The sequence below is a fragment of the Pseudoxanthomonas sp. Root630 genome (assembly GCF_001427585.1).
Classification (GTDB): domain Bacteria; phylum Pseudomonadota; class Gammaproteobacteria; order Xanthomonadales; family Xanthomonadaceae; genus Pseudoxanthomonas_A.
Genome location: NZ_LMGY01000016.1, coordinates 290,951 through 307,310 on the forward strand (window position 1 = coordinate 290,951; position 16,360 = coordinate 307,310).

17 protein-coding genes are annotated in these 16,360 nt (G+C 68.4%); 6 read left to right on the forward strand and 11 right to left on the reverse strand.

Annotated features, from left to right (window positions below; genetic code table 11):
* Positions 1-86: 86 nt before the first annotated feature.
* The 5 genes from ASD72_RS13640 (at position 87) to ASD72_RS13660 (ending at position 4,324) form a co-directional block, all read left to right on the forward strand.
* Positions 87-1,388, forward strand: coding sequence for an amino acid permease (locus tag ASD72_RS13640; RefSeq protein WP_056880496.1), 1,302 nt, complete (start codon positions 87-89; stop codon positions 1,386-1,388).
* Between the two features lie 22 nt (positions 1,389-1,410).
* On the forward strand, positions 1,411-2,052 hold the full coding sequence (locus tag ASD72_RS13645; protein WP_056880497.1) for a methylthioribulose 1-phosphate dehydratase: 642 nt from the start codon (positions 1,411-1,413) through the stop codon (positions 2,050-2,052).
* A gap of 97 nt (positions 2,053-2,149) precedes the next feature.
* Positions 2,150-2,710: an acireductone dioxygenase gene (locus ASD72_RS13650; RefSeq protein WP_056880498.1), complete on the forward strand. Its 561-nt coding sequence runs from the start codon at positions 2,150-2,152 to the stop codon at positions 2,708-2,710.
* A 31-nt stretch (positions 2,711-2,741) separates the two neighbouring features.
* A complete protein-coding gene (gene mtnC, locus ASD72_RS13655) occupies positions 2,742-3,443 on the forward strand; it encodes an acireductone synthase (protein ID WP_056880499.1) in 702 nt (233 codons plus the stop codon).
* A gap of 8 nt (positions 3,444-3,451) precedes the next feature.
* A complete protein-coding gene (locus tag ASD72_RS13660) occupies positions 3,452-4,324 on the forward strand; it encodes a DMT family transporter (RefSeq protein WP_056880500.1) in 873 nt (290 codons plus the stop codon).
* Between the two features lie 154 nt (positions 4,325-4,478).
* Here ASD72_RS13660 and ASD72_RS13665 read toward each other — a convergent pair whose 3' ends face one another.
* The 11 genes from ASD72_RS13665 to ASD72_RS13715 form a co-directional block, all read right to left on the reverse strand.
* Positions 4,479-5,057, reverse strand: a complete 579-nt coding sequence (locus ASD72_RS13665; RefSeq protein WP_081420340.1) for a YdeI/OmpD-associated family protein — start codon at positions 5,055-5,057, stop codon at positions 4,479-4,481.
* Positions 5,058-5,059: 2 nt separating this feature from the next.
* Positions 5,060-6,715, reverse strand: coding sequence for a calcineurin-like phosphoesterase family protein (locus ASD72_RS13670; protein ID WP_235578012.1), 1,656 nt, complete (start codon positions 6,713-6,715; stop codon positions 5,060-5,062).
* 118 nt (positions 6,716-6,833) lie between these two features.
* Positions 6,834-7,460 carry a bifunctional phosphoribosyl-AMP cyclohydrolase/phosphoribosyl-ATP diphosphatase HisIE gene (hisIE, locus tag ASD72_RS13675; RefSeq protein ID WP_056880502.1) on the reverse strand — a complete coding sequence of 209 codons (627 nt, stop codon included), beginning with the start codon at positions 7,458-7,460 and terminating at the stop codon, positions 6,834-6,836.
* The gene (gene hisF, locus ASD72_RS13680) at positions 7,450-8,226 is read right to left on the reverse strand and encodes an imidazole glycerol phosphate synthase subunit HisF (protein ID WP_056880503.1); all 777 of its coding nucleotides are present in this window, start codon (positions 8,224-8,226) and stop codon (positions 7,450-7,452) included. The genes hisIE and hisF overlap by 11 nt, the downstream gene beginning before the upstream one ends.
* Positions 8,220-8,957, reverse strand: a complete 738-nt coding sequence (hisA, locus tag ASD72_RS13685) for a 1-(5-phosphoribosyl)-5-[(5-phosphoribosylamino)methylideneamino]imidazole-4-carboxamide isomerase (RefSeq protein WP_056880504.1) — start codon at positions 8,955-8,957, stop codon at positions 8,220-8,222. Before hisA ends, hisF begins: the two co-directional genes overlap by 7 nt.
* Positions 8,954-9,553 carry an imidazole glycerol phosphate synthase subunit HisH gene (gene hisH, locus ASD72_RS13690; protein ID WP_056880505.1) on the reverse strand — a complete coding sequence of 200 codons (600 nt, stop codon included), beginning with the start codon at positions 9,551-9,553 and terminating at the stop codon, positions 8,954-8,956. The genes hisA and hisH overlap by 4 nt, the downstream gene beginning before the upstream one ends.
* On the reverse strand, positions 9,553-10,626 hold the full coding sequence (gene hisB / locus ASD72_RS13695) for a bifunctional histidinol-phosphatase/imidazoleglycerol-phosphate dehydratase HisB (RefSeq protein WP_056880506.1): 1,074 nt from the start codon (positions 10,624-10,626) through the stop codon (positions 9,553-9,555). Before hisB ends, hisH begins: the two co-directional genes overlap by 1 nt.
* Positions 10,623-11,705 (reverse strand): histidinol-phosphate transaminase, encoded by a 1,083-nt coding sequence (hisC, locus tag ASD72_RS13700; RefSeq protein WP_056880507.1) that lies wholly within the window; start codon positions 11,703-11,705, stop codon positions 10,623-10,625. The genes hisB and hisC overlap by 4 nt, the downstream gene beginning before the upstream one ends.
* Positions 11,702-13,015 carry a histidinol dehydrogenase gene (gene hisD / locus ASD72_RS13705; RefSeq protein ID WP_056880508.1) on the reverse strand — a complete coding sequence of 438 codons (1,314 nt, stop codon included), beginning with the start codon at positions 13,013-13,015 and terminating at the stop codon, positions 11,702-11,704. The genes hisC and hisD overlap by 4 nt, the downstream gene beginning before the upstream one ends.
* Positions 13,012-13,926, reverse strand: a complete 915-nt coding sequence (hisG, locus tag ASD72_RS13710; protein WP_056880509.1) for an ATP phosphoribosyltransferase — start codon at positions 13,924-13,926, stop codon at positions 13,012-13,014. The genes hisD and hisG overlap by 4 nt, the downstream gene beginning before the upstream one ends.
* 8 nt (positions 13,927-13,934) lie before the next feature.
* Positions 13,935-14,261 carry a YerC/YecD family TrpR-related protein gene (locus ASD72_RS13715; RefSeq protein ID WP_056880510.1) on the reverse strand — a complete coding sequence of 109 codons (327 nt, stop codon included), beginning with the start codon at positions 14,259-14,261 and terminating at the stop codon, positions 13,935-13,937.
* A gap of 239 nt (positions 14,262-14,500) precedes the next feature.
* On the opposite strand from ASD72_RS13715, the gene ASD72_RS13720 reads away from it, so the two are divergent.
* On the forward strand, positions 14,501-16,327 hold the full coding sequence (locus ASD72_RS13720; RefSeq protein ID WP_162250389.1) for a diguanylate cyclase: 1,827 nt from the start codon (positions 14,501-14,503) through the stop codon (positions 16,325-16,327).
* Positions 16,328-16,360 lie beyond the last annotated feature (33 nt).

Sequence of the window (16,360 nt, forward strand, 5' to 3'; positions counted from 1 at the left end):
GGTACCCGGCGGTAAAGCCCGAGAATGGCGCGGAAACGCGCCATTCTCCGTTTCAGGGTCCGATACCTCTCTTCTTTCGCCTGCCCATGTCCGACACCACGCCCCGCAAGATCGGTCCGGTCCTGGCGACCTTCGCGGTCGCCAACAACATGATCGGGTCAGGCTTCTTCCTGCTGCCCGCCACGCTTGCGCGCTCCGGCGGCGTCACCGCGCTGAGCTGGCTGCTCGCCACGCTGCTGGCCGTGCTGCTCGGCGCCACCTTCGCGCGGCTGGTACGCGATTACCCCAAGCTCGATTGCCCGGATGACTACGTCCGCCCCGCGCTGGGTCGCGACATGGGATTCCTGGCAGCCACGCTGTACTGGATCTCGTCCTGGATCGGCAACAACGCCATCGCGGTCGCGGCTTTCGGCTACCTGGCGCTGCTGCTGCCTGTCGAGGACGGGGCCGCCACGCGCGTGATCGGGCAAGTCGCGCTGATCTGGCTGATGTTCGCCCTGAACCTGTTCGGCCCGCGCGCCATCGCGCGCTTCCAGTCCCTCTGCGTCGTCCTCGGCCTGCTGCCGGTGGCCGCCATCCTCATCTGGGGCTGGGGCAGTTTCGACACCGCACTCTATCGCGACGCCTGGAATGTCTCCGGCACTTCGGATGCGCATGTCGTCCTTTCGTCGCTGGCGCCCATCTTCTGGGCCTTTGTCGGGCTGGAAACCGGCGCGATGGTGGCCGGCGTCGTGCGCGACCCCGCGCGCAACGTGCCGATCGCGACCCTCGGCGGCATCGTGATCGCGGGCGCCGTGTATCTCACTTCGTCCGTGCTGATGATGGGTATCGTGCCTGCTGCGGAGTTGGCGGATTCCGGTGCGCCGTTCGCGCTGGTCGCCGGTCGCATGTTCGGCGACTGGGCCATCCCGGTGATCGCCGCCGCGGCCGCGATCAAGGCGACGGGCACGCTGGGCGGCTGGATGCTGGTGACCGGCGAATCCGGCGCCCGTGCGGCGCAGCGCGGGTTCCTGCCCCCGGTCTTCGGCCGCCTGCGCGCCAATGGCGCGGCCGGCTGGGGCCTCTTCCTCGTCACGGTGTCGATGACCGTGCTGGCGTTCTTCACCTTATCGCCCACCGTCGCTGGCCAGTTCGAAACCATCATCAACATGGTGGTGGTGCTGGTGGTCATGGCCTACGTCGCCGCCTCCCTGAGCCTGGCCTGGGGCACGCCGACGCGCCCGGCTTCGGCGAGCGATCGCGTCGTCGGCATCGGCGCACTGCTGGCGTGCGGCCTGCTGGTGTATTCCACGCCCGTGAAGACCCTGGTGGGTGGCGTCGTCGTCGCCCTGCTGGCGCTCGCGGTGTATCGCACCTTCGCGCGCCCACGCCCGATGGGCGACGGATAGCCGCTGGCGGTAAACTGCCCGCATGAGCACCCTGCCCTACGACGCCGACCAGCTGCGCGAGCGCGCGCACTCGATCATCAGCAACGTGCGCGAGCTGTCGCAGCTCGGCTGGACGCCCGCGACCAGCAGCAACTTCTCCGAACGCCTGGACGAGCGCCATGCCGCCATCACCGTGTCCGGCCGCGACAAGGGCCGGCTGGTGGAAGGCGACATCATGGTGGTGGATTTCGAGGGCAAGGCCGTCGGCAGCGACCACCGCCCGTCGGCGGAAACCCTGCTGCACACCCAGCTCTATCGCCGGTACCCGGAGATCGGCTGCGTGCTCCACACGCACTCGCTGGTGCAGACGGTCGCTTCAAGGCTGTTCGCCGGCGCCGGCCACGTCCGGCTGGAAGGCTTCGAACTGCTGAAGGCGTTCCAGGGCAACCAGACGCACGAGATGGCGATCGACGTGCCGGTGTTCGCCAACACCCAGGACATGCCGACGCTGGCCGCCCAGGTCGATGCCCTGCTCGATCAGCAGCCGCTCTGGGGCTACCTGATCGACGGCCACGGCCTGTACGCCTGGGGCCGCACCATGGCCGAAGCACGCCGGCACCTGGAAGCCTTCGAGTTCCTGTTCGCCGCCGAACTGGAGCTGCGCAAGCTCGGCTGCCGGCGCTGATAACCGCCGGTTATCGCAGCGTTCCGTTTCCGCAACAAGGCAAGCGGACCGGGTTTGCTACCCTTAGCGTCCCCCCTCGCCGCCTCACGCCATCGCCATGAGCCGCCTGCGCATCTTCAAGGAATCCGACCCGGCCACCCCGGAGTTCGCCAGTTACGACCCCGACTTCATCGCCACCGAGCTGAAGAAGATCGGCGTGGTCTTCGAGCGCTGGAAGGCGAACAAGGCGGTCGAACCTGGCGCCTCGCCAGAGGACGTGATGGACGCCTATCGCGCCGACATCGATCGCCTGGTCGCCGAGCGCGGGTTCAAGACCGTCGACGTGGTCAGCATCGCGCCGGACAACCCGCAGCGCGAGGCGATGCGCGCGAAGTTCCTCGACGAGCACTTCCACAAGGAAGACGAAGTGCGCTTCTTCGTGGCCGGCTCGGGCCTGTTCACGCTGCACGTGGACGGCAAGGTCTACGAGATCGAGTGCGTGCAGGACGACCTGATCGCCGTACCCGACGGCGCGCTGCACTGGTTCGACATGGGGCCTGAGCCACGCTTCGTCGCGATCCGCTTCTTCACCGAGCCGGATGGCTGGGTCGGCCATTTCACCGGCACCACCATCGCGCAGGCATTCCCGCGCTATGAAGGCCTGACCCAGGGCCACTGAGCCCCGCTCACCGACCGCCAGACCAAGCACCATGCCCGTTTCCGCCATCCTCACCGACATCGAAGGCACCACGAGCAGCATCTCGTTCGTCAAGGACGTGCTGTTCCCTTACGCGCGACGCGCCCTGCCCGGGTTCGTCCGCGAACACGGCGATGAGCCGGAGGTGCGACGCTGGCTGGACGCGGTGGCCACCGAGCACGGCAGCATCTGCAGCGATGACGTCATCGTGGAGACGCTGCAGGGCTGGATCGACCAGGACCGCAAGCACACCGCGCTGAAGGCGCTGCAGGGCCTGATCTGGGAAGCGGGCTACCGCGATGCCGACTTCACCGCCCACATCTATCCGGATGCCGCGCCCGCACTCAGCGCGTGGTACGCCCAGGGCTATCCGCTGTACGTGTACTCGTCGGGCTCGGTGCCGGCGCAGAAGTTGTTCTTCGGCCACAGCGATGCAGGCGATCTGACGCCCCTGTTCTCCGGATGGTTCGATACCGAAGTCGGCGGCAAGCGCGAAGCCGGCAGCTACCGCGCGATCGCCGAGCGCATCGGCGTGCCGGCGGAGAGGATCCTGTTCCTGTCCGATGTGGTCGAAGAGCTCGATGCCGCGCGAGACGCGGGCCTGCAGACGCGCCTGATCGATCGCCTGGAGGACTACCCGGCTCCGCGCGACGGCGATGCGGCGCACGGCCATCCGCGCGCCACCACGTTCGACGCGATCGAACTTCCGCACTGAGCCCTCTCATGGCATCGCAACGCACGGCCACGCTGATCGGGCTGGCGGCCATCCTGCTGTGGGCTTCGCTGGCGGTGCTGACGACGGCGACAGGCGCGCTGCCGCCGTTCCAGGTGCTGGCGATCAGCTTCGGCGTGGCGGCTTTCCTCGGGCTCGTGCGCGCGGCAGTACGCGGACGTGCCGGCTGGGCTGAACTGCGCCAACCGTGGGCGGCGCTGACGCTGTCAACGCTGGCGCTGTTCGGTTACCACGCGCTCTACTTCATCGCACTGAAGCGCGCGCCCGCGGTCGAAGCGAACCTGCTGAACTACATGTGGCCGCTGCTGATCGTGGTGTTCGCCGGGCTGCTCGGCGGCGTCGCGGTGCGCGGCGGGCAATGGGTGGGCACGCTGCTCGGCCTGATCGCCGCCGTGCTGCTGGTGACGCGCGGCCGGGGACTGCAGGTCGATCCTGCGCATGTGCCCGGGTACCTCGCCGCGCTCAGTGCAGCGGTGATCTGGGCGGCCTACTCCGTCCTCAACCGACGCTTCGCCGACGTCCCGACCGCCGCCATCACCGTGGCCTGCGCAGGGGTTTCAATCCTGGGCGGCGTCGCGCACCTGCTGTTCGAGCGCACGGTCGCTCCCGATGCCACGCAGTGGGCGGTGCTGGTGGTGATGGGAGTCGGTCCGGTAGGCGCCGCGTTCTGGCTCTGGGACCATGGCACCAAGCGCGGCGACATCGCGTTGCTGGGCAGTCTTTCCTATCTCGCGCCCCTGTTGTCGACGCTGCTGCTGGTCGTCTCGGGTCGCGCGCAGGCGCACTGGATCCAGGCGGTGGCGATCGCCCTGCTGCTGACCGGCGCCTGGCTCAGCGTGCGGGCCAGCCGCAACGCTCGATGAGAGCGATTCGCGTTTCTACACGCGTCGAGCGATTTGCCTAGACTGCGCGCCACGTCGCCCGCCAGCCTTCGCCAGCCAGCCACGTCAGCCTCGCCCGCCAGCCTCCGCTCGCCCGCCAGGTTCCAGGACGCCTCCTTCGGGAGGCGCTTCCATTTCAGGCCCCGTGGATCTTCTCGCCGCGCGCGAGCATGGCGACCAGCTTCTCGATGCGCGCGCGACGGGTCTCCGGCTTCACCGCCGTCTGCACGCGCCAGCACACCGCGTACCGGTTGGTCTTGTCGAGGGCGTCGAAGAAGGCCTTGGCCTTGCGGTTCTTCGCCAGTGCCTTCGCGAGCTCGTCGGGCACGTCCATCGACTTCGCGCCATCGTAGGCGGCCTCCCAGCGGCCATCGGCCTTGGCGGATTCGACCTCGCGCAAGCCTGCCGGCCGCATCCGCCCCGCGGCAACCAGGCCTTCGATCTTGGCGACGTTGATCTTCGACCACGTGCTGCGCGCACGCCGCGGCGTGAAGCGCTGCAGGAAGAACTGCGCGTCGAATCCCTTCTTCTGCCCGTCGATCCACCCGTGGCAGAGCGCCACGTCGAGCGCTTCCGCATAGCTCACCGAGGTGATGCCCGACGCTTTCTTCGCGATCTTCAACCACACGCCCGTTGAGTCCGAATGATGCGCCAGCCAGCGTTCCCACGCGGTTGCATCCGCGAAATGCTCGATGTGAAGTTCCGTGGCGGCCACGGTCAGGACTCCCCGACCTGTAGCCGATAGGACGTCGTCGCCGACTGTTCACCGCGCCAACGATCGAACGCACGCACCTCGATGGCATGCTCGCCCTCGGCCAGGTCGGTGGGCAGCGCGCCCCGCCACAGGTGCTGGGATGCTTCGGCTTCGGGCGAGCGATCGAAGCCGCGCAGCGCGGCGGCCGCATCGTCGCGCATGTTCTCGGCCAGCAAGCGCGGATCGGGCTGCTCCACGCGTTTCATCGGCTTCCACGCACCGCCATCGACGCGATACTCCACGCGGGTCCCGGCATCGCCCATGTAGACGTTGGCGAACACGCCCCACGCGGGGTAAGCGCCCTTCCGCAGTACGCGTGGCGCGTGCAGGCCGATGCCGCTGTCGTCTTGGCTGCGCGCGGGATGCCACGACAGCGCGTAGTCGCCGCCGGCGCGCACGCGCAGCCGCGCGTAGCCGTTGGGCGTGCCGTCGGCCATCGTGGTGTCGGGAATGCCCTCGGCATCCTTGACGCCCGACCAGTAGGCACCACAGGCGGCACCAACGTTGTACTCGTGCAACGGTTGGAGGCCCTGCCAGCCGGTGGAGGCGTCGTGATACCAGTGCCGTTGCGTATGGGTGTGCCCACTGAGCAACAGCACGTGCGGGAAGTCCTTCAGCATCGCAAACAGGCGCTCCCGGTCCTCCGCGCGGAATCCGCGCGCACCGGGCTCGTAGAACGGAATATGGACCCCGATCACCAGCAGCCGGTCTTTCCGCACCGTGGGCAGGTAGGCCTGCAGGAAGGCGAACTGGTCCTCGCGCAACCCGCCGGCATAGGCAGGCGACTTGCCCGGCTGGTAGATCACGTCATCCAGGCCGATGAAGGTCGCGGCCTCTTCCTCCCACGCGAAGGTGTCCGGCCCCAGGTGATGGCGGAACGTGCGCAGCGATTCTTCATCGGTGGCCGCATCGAAATCGAGGTCATGATTGCCCGGAATGAACAGCCACGGCACCTGCAGGCTCATCGTGGTACGCAGGATCTCCGGGTACAGCGACAGGTCGTCGTTGGTCACGTCGCCCAGCGTCAGGCCCAGGGCAGCGCCATGCGACCCCACGAGCGGTTGCACGATGTCGCGCCAGTAGTAGTCCACATCCTTCACGGAAGATGTCTGACTGTCGGCGAACAGCAGCACGTCGAGTTCACGGCGTTCCGCCGCCTTCGGCCTCAGCGCGAAGTGGGTGCAATCGGGCTGGCGCTGCGGGATGCCGCCGTACTTCAACGCGGGGCCGGCGTGGTACTGCAGGTTGCGCCAGCGGGCCGGCAGACCATCCCGTCCTACCGCGAGGTCGTAGCCGGGCGGCTTGATGATGAAGAGGGTGCGACCGTCCACGTAGTCGAGGGTGTACTCGCCCTGCGCGTCGCTGGTCGCGATATCGATGCCATTGGATACCTTGATGCCGGGCAAGCCCGGCTCCCCTCGATCGCGGACCCCGTTGCCGTTGCGGTCCTCGAACACCTGTCCTCCGCTGCAGGGCGGCGGCAAGGCGTGGGCGGGGACGGCCAGACAGGCCAGCAGCAGCGTGATCAGCGAGGCGCGCACGGTGGTTCCAGCGAGAACGACCGCCGGATTATGGCGCAGCCCGGCAGTCGTGACGACGCCCTCGCGGAGGAGACGCACGTCGAGAAGGTCATCGCCGCTGCAGGGGTTGCGGTGGTGTCTCGAGGAGAACGCCCGCGACTCACGTCGCTCCCACACGCGGCTGGCGGCAGCAGGTGCGCAGAAGCGCAGCCCTGCGTCAGGCGGATGCGTGGCGCTCGCGCAGCACGGCGACGGCATCGGCCAGCGACAGGCCTCGGGCGCGCAGCAGGACCGTCAGGTGGTACAGCAGGTCGGCGCTCTCACCGAGAAGCGCGGCGTCATCCTGCGCGACCGCCGCCAGCGCGGTCTCCACGCCCTCTTCGCCCACTTTCTGCGCAATGCGGCGCACGCCGGCGTCGAACAGGCGCGTGGTGTAGCTGTTGCCGGGTCGCTCGCGCTCACGCCGCGCGATCACCGTGTCGAGCTCGGCGAGGAACGCACCGGGCGCTTCCGGGAAACAGCTGGCGCGCTGCAGGTGGCAGGTCGGCCCGCGCGGATGCGCGAGCACCAGCAGGCTGTCGTCGTCACAGTCCACGTCCACCGAGACCAGGTCCAGCACGTGGCCCGAGCTTTCGCCCTTGGTCCACAAGCGTTGCTTGCTGCGACTGAAGAACGTCACCCGGCGACTGGTCAGCGTCGCGTCCAGCGCTTCGCGATTCATGTAACCCAGCATCAGCACGCGCAGCGTCGTCGCATCCTGCACGATGGCAGGCAGCAAGCCGTCGCCCTTCGCCCAGTCCAGCCGTGCAGGATCGATCGCTTGCCCACGGAATTCAGTCGCCACGTCGCACCTCGATGCCCTGCCCTGCCAATGCCCGCTTCAACGCCGGAATCGCGATGTGCCCGCTGTGGAAGACACTTGCGGCCAACGCGCCGTCCACGTCCGCCTGTTGGAAGACATCGGCGAAATGATCCACCTCACCCGCGCCCCCCGAGGCGACGAGCGGCACCTCGCAGATCGCACGGACCGCCTGCAGCTGCGCAAGATCGTAACCCCGCCGCACGCCGTCCTGGTCCATGCAGTTCAACACGATCTCACCGGCGCCCAGACGCTGGGCCTGCACCACCCAATCCAGCGTGCGCAAGCCGGCGCCCTGCATCTTCGACGGATCGCCGGTGTAGCGACGCACGCGCCATTCGCCGTCGGCTTCCAGGATGGAATCCACGCCGACCACGACGCACTGCACGCCGAACGCCTGCGCCAGTTCGCCGATCAGCGCCGGTCGTTCGAGCGCCGGTGTGTTGACCGACACCTTGTCGGCCCCGCTGTACAGCACGCGCCGCGCCGTTTCCACATCGCGGATGCCGCCGGCCACGCAGAACGGGATGTCCAGCAGACGCGACACGCGTTCGATCCAGGCGTAGTCCACAGACCGGCCTTCGGGACTGGCGCTGATGTCGTAGAAGACCAGCTCGTCGGCGCCTTCGTCGCGATAGCGCAACGCCAGTTCGGCGATGTCGCCCATGTCGACGTGGTCGCGGAACTTCACGCCCTTGACCACGCGACCTTCGCGCACGTCCAGGCAGGGAATGATGCGCCGGCTCAGCATGCGAGCGCTTCCGGCAGCGCGAAGCGCCCTTCAAGCAACGCGCGGCCGAGCACGATGCCCGCGCAGCCGGCCTCGCGTGCCCCGCTGATGTCCGCGACGGCGCTCACGCCACCGGAGGCCTGTACGGCCAGTGCAGGCACGACGCGCCGCAGGTGCGCATACAGGTCCAGATTGGGACCGGTCAGCATGCCGTCGCGGGCGATGTCGGTGCACAGCAGATGGCGCAGGCCGGCGTCGGCATAGCGGGTGGCGAGCGCATCCAGTGTTTCGGCGGCGGTTTCCGTCCAGCCATGCACGGGAAGACGCCAGACGCCGCGCTCGTCGCGCCGCGTATCCAGCGCCACGGTGATGCGCTCGCTGCCGAACTCGGCGAGCCATGCCAGCACAGTGTCAGGCGCACGAACGGCCAGCGAACCGATCACCACGCGCTGCGCTCCGGCGTCGAGCAACTTCGCCACGTCGTCGCGCTCTCGCACGCCGCCGCCCGTCTGCACGCGGAGCGACGTCGTGCGCGCGATCTCCTGCAGCAGCGGCTCCAGCGTGTATCCGCCCGCGCGCGCCGCGTCCAGATCGACGAGATGCAGCCAATCGGCACCTTGCGCCGCGTAACGGGCAGCCACATCCAATGGCGTGCCGTCGTAACGGGTTTCACGCGCGTAGTCGCCCTGCGCGAGGCGCACCACGCGACCGTCGCGGACGTCGATGGCGGGGTAAACGGTGAAACCGGTCATTGCAATCCATACTCGATGAAGTTCTTGAGCAGCCTCGCGCCGACGCCGGCCGACCGTTCGGGATGGAACTGGGCGCCGGCGACCTGGCCGCGCTGCACGACCGCCGCGAAGCGCTGCCCGTGCTCGCTGCTGTACAGGCAATCGTCGTCGACCGGAGCCGCATAGCTATGGACGAAGTACGCGTGGTCGCCGTCCCCGATGCCTTCCACCAGCGAGCTGTCGCGGCGCCGTTGCAGCGTGTTCCAGCCCATGTGCGGCACACGGATGCCGGGCAGTACCGGCAGCTTGCGGACACGGCCCGGCAACAGGCCCAGGCATGGCGTGTCGTCTTCTTCAGAATGCGCGAACAACAGCTGCACGCCGACGCAGACCCCGAGCAACGGGCGCTCCAGCGTGCGCAGCGTGTCGACCAGGTCCAGCTCGCGCAGGCGCGCCATGCAGATCGCCGCCGCTCCCACGCCCGGCAGGATGACCCGGTCTGCGGCGCGGATCGCCGCGGCGTCGCCGGTCAGCTCTGCCTCGACGCCCAGCCGCTGCAAGGCATAACGCACCGAGCCGATGTTGGAGCCGCCGGCATCGACGAGTACGACGCGCATCAGAGCGCACCCTTGGTCGATGGCAGCTCCGCGCCTTCGCGCTTGATGGCCTGGCGCAACGCGCGCGCCAGTGCCTTGAAGCTGGCTTCGACCTTGTGGTGGTCGTTCTCGCCCTGCACCTTCAAGTTGAGGTTCAGGCCGGACGCATCGCACAGCGAGCGGAAGAAGTGCGGCACGAGTTCGGTCGGCAGGTCGCCGACCCGCTCGCGCCGGAACTCGCCGTCGAAGACGAAGTAGGGTCGGCCACTGAAATCCAGTGCGGCACTGGCCAGCGTCTCGTCCATCGGCAAGGTGAAGCCGTAGCGGCCGATGCCCCGCTTGTCGCCCAGTGCTTCCTTCAGCGCCTGGCCCAGCGCCAGGCCGGTGTCTTCGACGGTGTGGTGCTCGTCGATGTGCAGGTCGCCGTCGGCGCGCACGTCGAGGGCAAAGCCGCCATGCTTGCCGATCTGCTCCAGCATGTGGTCGAAGAACGGCAGGCCGGTCTTCGCCACCGGCTCGGCGACGCGATCCAGGTCGACCTCGACGCGGATCTTCGTTTCCTTGGTGTTGCGCTGGACGACGGCGCGGCGCGGCGCATCGGCCAGTGCGTGGGCGATGCCGGCCCAATCCCAGTCGCCACCGAATTGCACGGTCTTCAACTGGAATGCGCGGATCTTCAGATTATCGGCGAACTGGTTGTCGGTCGGCCGGTCGCCCACCATCGCCGAGCGCGACCAGTCGATGCTGCGGTCCTGCAGGTAGGGGATGACCAGACCGATGCCGGGCTTGCGCGTGGGCTTGTTCTCATGCGGCCAGCTTTCGTCGATCAGCACGTCGCGAAACGCGATCCCCTGGCTTTCGAGGACCTGCATCATCAGATTGTGCGGACCGTCGAACGCGGCACGCGGGTACTGGTCCGAACCCAGGCCGTCCTGGTTGCTGACCATCACGAACTGGTAGCCCGCATCGCGCAGCTTCAGCAGCGCGGGGATGACGCCTGCGACGAAGCGCAGCTTCTCGTAGGCATCGATCTGGAAGTCTTCCGGCTCCTCGATCAGAGTGCCGTCACGGTCGATGAAAAGGATGGGCGTCATGCCGCCTGCTCCCGGGCGTTGAGGGCCGCGATCACACGGTCGTTCTGGGCCGGCGAGCCGATGGTGATGCGCAGGGCGTCACCCAGCTGCGGTGCCGCCCGCTGATCGCGGACCACCACCCCGGTGGACAACAGCGCCCGGAATGCGCGCTCGGCGTCATCGAAACGCGCCAGCAGATAGTTGCCCTGCGACGGATAGACGCGACGCACGCCCGGCGACCGCGCCAACGCCTCATGCAGGCGACTGCGCTCACTGCGCACCAGCGCGATCCGTTCGCGCGTCTGCGCCAGCGCCGCGTCGGACAGTCCCGCCAACGCCAGGTCGGCACAGGGCGTGGGCACCGGATAGGGGGCCTGGCAGCGTTGCAGGACGGCGATCAGTGCTTCGTCGCCGATCACCACGCCGATGCGCGCGGCGGCCAGTGCGTGCGCCTTGGACAGCGTCCGCAGCACGGCGATGTTCGATTGCGTGGCCAGCAGCGTTGTCGCCGACGGGCCATCGGCGAACTCGCCGTAGGCCTCGTCCACCACCACCAGCGCCTTGCCTTCCAGCGCACGGGCGAGCGCGGCGATGCCGTCGAGCGGAATGGAAGCGCCCGCGGGATTGGAAGGCGAACACAGGAAGACCAGCTTGGCACGCTGCGCCAGCGCGGCGCCGCGGATCGCGTCCAGATCGGCAGTGAAACCGGCAGCATCGTCCACGAGCGGCACGTCGACGAGCGGCGCGCCCTGCAGGCGCGCGCAGACCGCGTACATGCCGAACACAGGCGGGGTAACCACGACCGCGTCCTGTCCCGGGACGCACAACGCGCGCACGAGCAGGTCGATGGCTTCGTCACTGCCACGACCGACCAGCAGCGCTTCAGGCGCGACGCCGTAAAGCCCGGCGAGGCGCGCACGCAAGGCCGGCGGTTGCGGATCGGGATACCGGCGACTGCGCCCTTCCCCGTCGGCGGGATTAGACCAGGCCGATTCGTTCGCGTTGAGCCACACGTCGCCGCGCAGCGCTTCGCTGCGCGCCGACTTGTAGCCGGCGAAGTCGCGCAGGTCCGGGCGCACCAATGAGAGCAACGCGCTCATGCGGCCACCCTGCCCAATCGCAGCGCAACGGCATTGGCGTGCGCATCCAGGCCTTCCGCCCGCGCCAGCGTCAGCGCACAGGCACCGATGGCGCCGATGCCGGCACGGCTCGCCGACTGCACGCTGACGAAGTTCTGGAAGCTCGCCACGCTGACGCCGCTGTAGGCCCGTGCGGCACCTGCCGTCGGCAACACGTGGTTGGTGCCGCTGCAATAGTCGCCCAACGCTTCCGGCGTGTAGTCGCCGAGGAACACCGAGCCCGCCGCTTCAACGCGCTCGAGCCACGCACGCGGCTCGCGCAGCGCCAGGATCAGGTGCTCCGGTGCGTAGCGGTTGCTGATGGCGAAGGCGTCGTCCAGCGTCGCGACCCGGATCAGCCGAGATGCCGACAGTGCCTGCCGTGCGATGTCGGCGCGATCCAGGGCTGCGAGCTGCGTCGCAAGCTCGTCCTGCACGCGCGCGATCAATGCATCGTCGTCGCTCAGCAACAACACCTGCGAATCCGGGCCGTGCTCGGCCTGCGACAGCAGGTCCGCCGCGACGAAGGCGGCATCGGCGCCGGCATCGGCGATCACCACTACCTCGGACGGTCCGGCCGGCATGTCGATGGCAGCGGCGCCGCTTTGCGCCACCTGCTGCTTGGCTTCGGTGACGTAGCTGTTGCCGGGCCCGTACAGCTTGTCGCACGCCGGCACGCTCTCGGTGCCGAACGCCATCGCGGCGATCGCCTGCGCGCCGCCCAGCTTGAATACGCGCCGTACGCCGGTCAGTTGCGCGGCGACCAGCACTGCGGGGTCGGCGGTACCGTCCTTGCGCGGCGGCGTGCACAGCACGACCTCGCGGCAGCCCGCCAGCCGCGCCGGCACGCCCAGCATCAGCGCCGTGGACGGTAGCGGCGCCGTGCCTGCGGGCACGTACAGGCCGACGCGCGGGATCGGCCGGATGACGCGTTCGCAGACCACGCCCGGTGCGGTTTCCACCGCATACGGCTGCGCCATGCCGGCCTTGTGGAACGCCTCGATACGCTGGGCCGCATCCAGCATCGCCTCGCGCAGTTCCGTGGACACCGCGGTGTGCGCGGCGGCGAATTCCTCGTCGCTGACGGCAAAGCTGGCCAGTTCCACCCCGTCGAAACGGGCAGTCACGTCGCGCAGCGCCGCGTCGCCGCGCGTACGCACATCGGCCAGCAGGCCGGCGACCGCATCGCGCGTGCGCTGCGCCACGGTCTGCACCGGACGTGCGAGCAATGCCTCGCGTGCGGCTTCGTCGAGCGCGGTCCAGTCGTAACGGGGAGCGGGCGACGCGCTCATGCCAGCGACCTCTCGACCGACAGCACCATCAGCCCCTGCGCACCAGCCCGCTGCAATTCTTCCAGCCGCTGCCAGGTGACCGCGCCATGGCACATCGCCTGCAGCGACACCGGACCTTCGTCGTTGCCCGGCAGCGCGACCACGCCATCGCTGTCCGTCAGCAGGCGCGCCAGCGCCGGCACGATGTCGCGTTCGGCACGGAACATCAGCAGTTTGCTGTCCTTGAGTTTCAGTACGCCATCCAGGCGGCGGAGCAGCATGTCGGCCAGACCGGCGCGTGCGTCATCGAAGGAGCGCGCAGGACCGGCCAGGACGGCCTCGCTGTCCAGCAGCGTTTCCACCGGTTTGAGCTGATTCGCGGCCAGCGTGGCACCGCTGGACACCAGGTCGCAGATCAGGTCCGCGGTACCCAGCTTCGGGGCGATCTCCACCGAACCGGACAGCTCGACCACCGCGGCATCGATGCCCCGCGCCTGCAGCCACTGGCGCAGGACGGACGGGTAACTCGTGGCGATGCGCAGGCCTTGCAGTTGTCCGGGGCCGGTCCATTCCCAGCTGTCGGGAATCGCCAGCATCAGGCGGCAGCTGCCGAATCCCAGAGGACGCAGTTCTCGGTAGGCCTGCGGCAAACCGATCAAGGCACGCTCGCCGGCCTGTTCGTCCAGTTCGTTGCGGCCGACGATGCCGAAATCGCAGACGCCGTCGGCAATCAGGCCCGGGATGTCGTCGTCGCGCACCAGCAACAGGTCGACCGGCAGCGATTCGCCATAGCAGAACAGCTTGTCGCGGCTTTCTCGCCAGCTCAGGCCACAGGCGGCCAACAGGGTGCGCGCCGGCTCGGCGAGCCGCCCGCTCTTCTGTATGGCGATGCGCAGACGCTCGCGCGTCGCGGGGGTCAGGGAGGGACTCATCGGGATACTCAGTGGGAAGCAGTGGCCGTCGCCGCCTGCTGGCGGTGGACGGCGGCGGCATAACCGCCTGCGCCGCGCTCGAGGGTGCGAGCGACGCGGCCAATCGTGGTGACACTGACCTGGGTGAGGTCGTGGATTTCCCGGTACGGGACACCCTTCAGCAGCAGGGGCACCACGCGCCAACGGTCGGCCATGGCCTCCAGCTCGGCGGGGGTACACAGGTCTTCCAGGAACGCGCGCATCTCGCCCGCCTCCGCCAACGCGGTCAGGGCCTCGGAAAGGGCCTGCAGCGGCGCGTTGTCGGCGACTTCTTCCTGGGTGGGGCGGCGTTTCATGGGCGGGATCAACGCACTAATGTATTAACGTGCTAATACATTAATTCACTAAGGCGCGCTCCGTCAACCCGGGTCTTGTCTGGAATGGCGGCGTTTTTCCGTTACTTCCGGCATAGCCACACCAGGGGACCGACGATGGGCTGGAGCGGGCAAGGACGATGAGTACACTGCCAAGGACGCCGGACCGCCGGCCCGGCGCCATCGCCGGAAGGCGGACAGGCCACCCGGGGGGGATGGGCATGCAGGGACGACCCACTGACGGAACACGCCATCGGCGCTGGCTGGCCTGGCTGTTCGTGCTGCTCCTCTGGCCCATGGCCGCCACGGCCTCCAGTCCGGCACGCATCGGCGCCGACGCCAGTTACGCCGCGCTCGCGCCCAACACGACCTACCTTCACGACGCCGGTGGCGCGGCGACGCTGGAAGAAGCCGACCGCCTGCTCGACACCGGCCGCTTCGCCCCGCTGCCGAACGGCGACGCCTCCTTCGGGTTCCAGACCGGCGCGTTCTGGTTCCATGTCGAGGTCACCAATGCGAACGCCCGCGAGCAGCGCTGGCTGCTCGTGCAGCAGTACGCGCTGAGCGATCGGATCGATGTCTACGCGCGCTACCCCGACGGACGCACGGTGCACCACACCGGCGGCGACACTTTCCCGTTCGAGCATCGCAGCATCCGCTACCGGCACCCGAACTTCTGGCTGGACCTGCCCACCGGCCAGCCGGTGGACCTGCTGGTGCGGGTGCAGAGCCAGAGCTCGATGCAGGTGCCGCTGTTCCTGTACACGCCCGCCGCCTTCGCCGAACTCTCGCGCGACGGCCAGCTCGGCATCGGCATCTACTACGGCATCCTGGTCGCGCTGTTCTTCTACAACCTGGTGTTGTGGCTGGTGCTGCGCGATGGCAGCTACTTCTGGTACCTGTTCCACATCACCGCGTTCGGCCTGGTGCTGTTCACCCTCAATGGGCTGGGCTTCGAATACTTCTGGCCGCATTCCACCTGGCTCGCCGACAAATCGGTGCCGCTGTCGGTCTGCCTGGCGCAGATCGGCATGCAGCAGTTCTCGCGGACGTTCCTCGGGCTGCACACGCGATGGCGCCTGGGCGACCGCATCAGCAGGGGCATCATCGCGTTCTTCGTGCTGCTCGGCATCGCCGCCACGCAGCTGCCTTACCACGTGGCCACGCCGATCGCGTCGGCGGCGGTATTCCCGAGCATCCTGTGGATCGCGGTGATCACGCTGGTGGTGGTGCGCAGTGGTTACCGCCCGGCGAAGGTGTTCCTGCTGGCCTGGGCGATGTTCCTGCTGGGCACCGGCATCTTCGTCGCACTGGCCTTCGGCCTGCTGCCCAAGACCTTCATGACCGAGTACGGCGTGCAGATCGGCTCGGCGCTGGAGATGCTGCTGCTGTCGGTGGCCCTGGGCTACCGCTACGCCGCGCTGCGCAACGAGAACGAGCGCATCGTGCGCGATGCGAAGAACCAGCTCGAGGAACAGGTCATCACCCGCACGGCCGAACTGCGGCAGGCGATGTCCGAACTGGAAAGCGCGCACCACAGGCTAAGCGAATCCAGCCGCCTCGACGGGCTGACCGATCTCTACAACCGCACGCACTTCCGCGAAGCGTTCGAGCACCTGCTGTCGCAGTCGCGCAACTCGCAGCGGCCGATCTCGCTGCTGATGATCGACCTGGACCACTTCAAGCGGATCAACGACTCCTACGGCCACCTGGTCGGCGACGACTGCCTGCGCTGCACGTCGAACACCCTGGCCGAGACGCTGCGCCCGCACGGCGCGTTGCTGGCGCGCTTCGGCGGCGAGGAGTTCATCGCCGCCCTGCCCGGCATGGGCCTGGGCGAAGCCAGCGTGGTGGCCGAGGAGCTGCGCCAGGCCCTGCGTGCGCAACCGTGCCGCAGCGGCGAACTGGAGATCGCGGTGTCCGCCAGCATCGGCGTGCACTGCGTGGACCTGGAAGCACGCGACAGCCTGGAGTCCGCGCTACAGGTCGCGGACCAGGCGCTCTACACCGCCAAGGCCGAGGGCCGCGACTGCGTGCGGACGTTGTGAAGCGACAGGGTCTACTGCAGGAGCGAAGCAAGT

What these genes read in the sequence shown, in the direction of transcription:
- ASD72_RS13640 (WP_056880496.1), top strand. Translation starts at nt 87, where the DNA reads ATGTCCGACACCACGCCCCGCAAGATCGGTCCGGTCCTGGCGACCTTC.
- ASD72_RS13645 (WP_056880497.1), top strand. Translation starts at nt 1,411, where the DNA reads ATGAGCACCCTGCCCTACGACGCCGACCAGCTGCGCGAGCGCGCGCAC.
- ASD72_RS13650 (WP_056880498.1), top strand. Translation starts at nt 2,150, where the DNA reads ATGAGCCGCCTGCGCATCTTCAAGGAATCCGACCCGGCCACCCCGGAG.
- mtnC (WP_056880499.1), top strand. Translation starts at nt 2,742, where the DNA reads ATGCCCGTTTCCGCCATCCTCACCGACATCGAAGGCACCACGAGCAGC.
- ASD72_RS13660 (WP_056880500.1), top strand. Translation starts at nt 3,452, where the DNA reads ATGGCATCGCAACGCACGGCCACGCTGATCGGGCTGGCGGCCATCCTG.
- hisF (WP_056880503.1), bottom strand. Translation starts at nt 8,226, where the DNA reads ATGCTGAGCCGGCGCATCATTCCCTGCCTGGACGTGCGCGAAGGTCGC.
- hisA (WP_056880504.1), bottom strand. Translation starts at nt 8,957, where the DNA reads ATGACCGGTTTCACCGTTTACCCCGCCATCGACGTCCGCGACGGTCGC.
- hisH (WP_056880505.1), bottom strand. Translation starts at nt 9,553, where the DNA reads ATGCGCGTCGTACTCGTCGATGCCGGCGGCTCCAACATCGGCTCGGTG.
- hisB (WP_056880506.1), bottom strand. Translation starts at nt 10,626, where the DNA reads ATGACGCCCATCCTTTTCATCGACCGTGACGGCACTCTGATCGAGGAG.
- hisC (WP_056880507.1), bottom strand. Translation starts at nt 11,705, where the DNA reads ATGAGCGCGTTGCTCTCATTGGTGCGCCCGGACCTGCGCGACTTCGCC.
- hisD (WP_056880508.1), bottom strand. Translation starts at nt 13,015, where the DNA reads ATGAGCGCGTCGCCCGCTCCCCGTTACGACTGGACCGCGCTCGACGAA.
- hisG (WP_056880509.1), bottom strand. Translation starts at nt 13,926, where the DNA reads ATGAGTCCCTCCCTGACCCCCGCGACGCGCGAGCGTCTGCGCATCGCC.
- ASD72_RS13715 (WP_056880510.1), bottom strand. Translation starts at nt 14,261, where the DNA reads ATGAAACGCCGCCCCACCCAGGAAGAAGTCGCCGACAACGCGCCGCTG.
- ASD72_RS13720 (WP_162250389.1), top strand. Translation starts at nt 14,501, where the DNA reads ATGCAGGGACGACCCACTGACGGAACACGCCATCGGCGCTGGCTGGCC.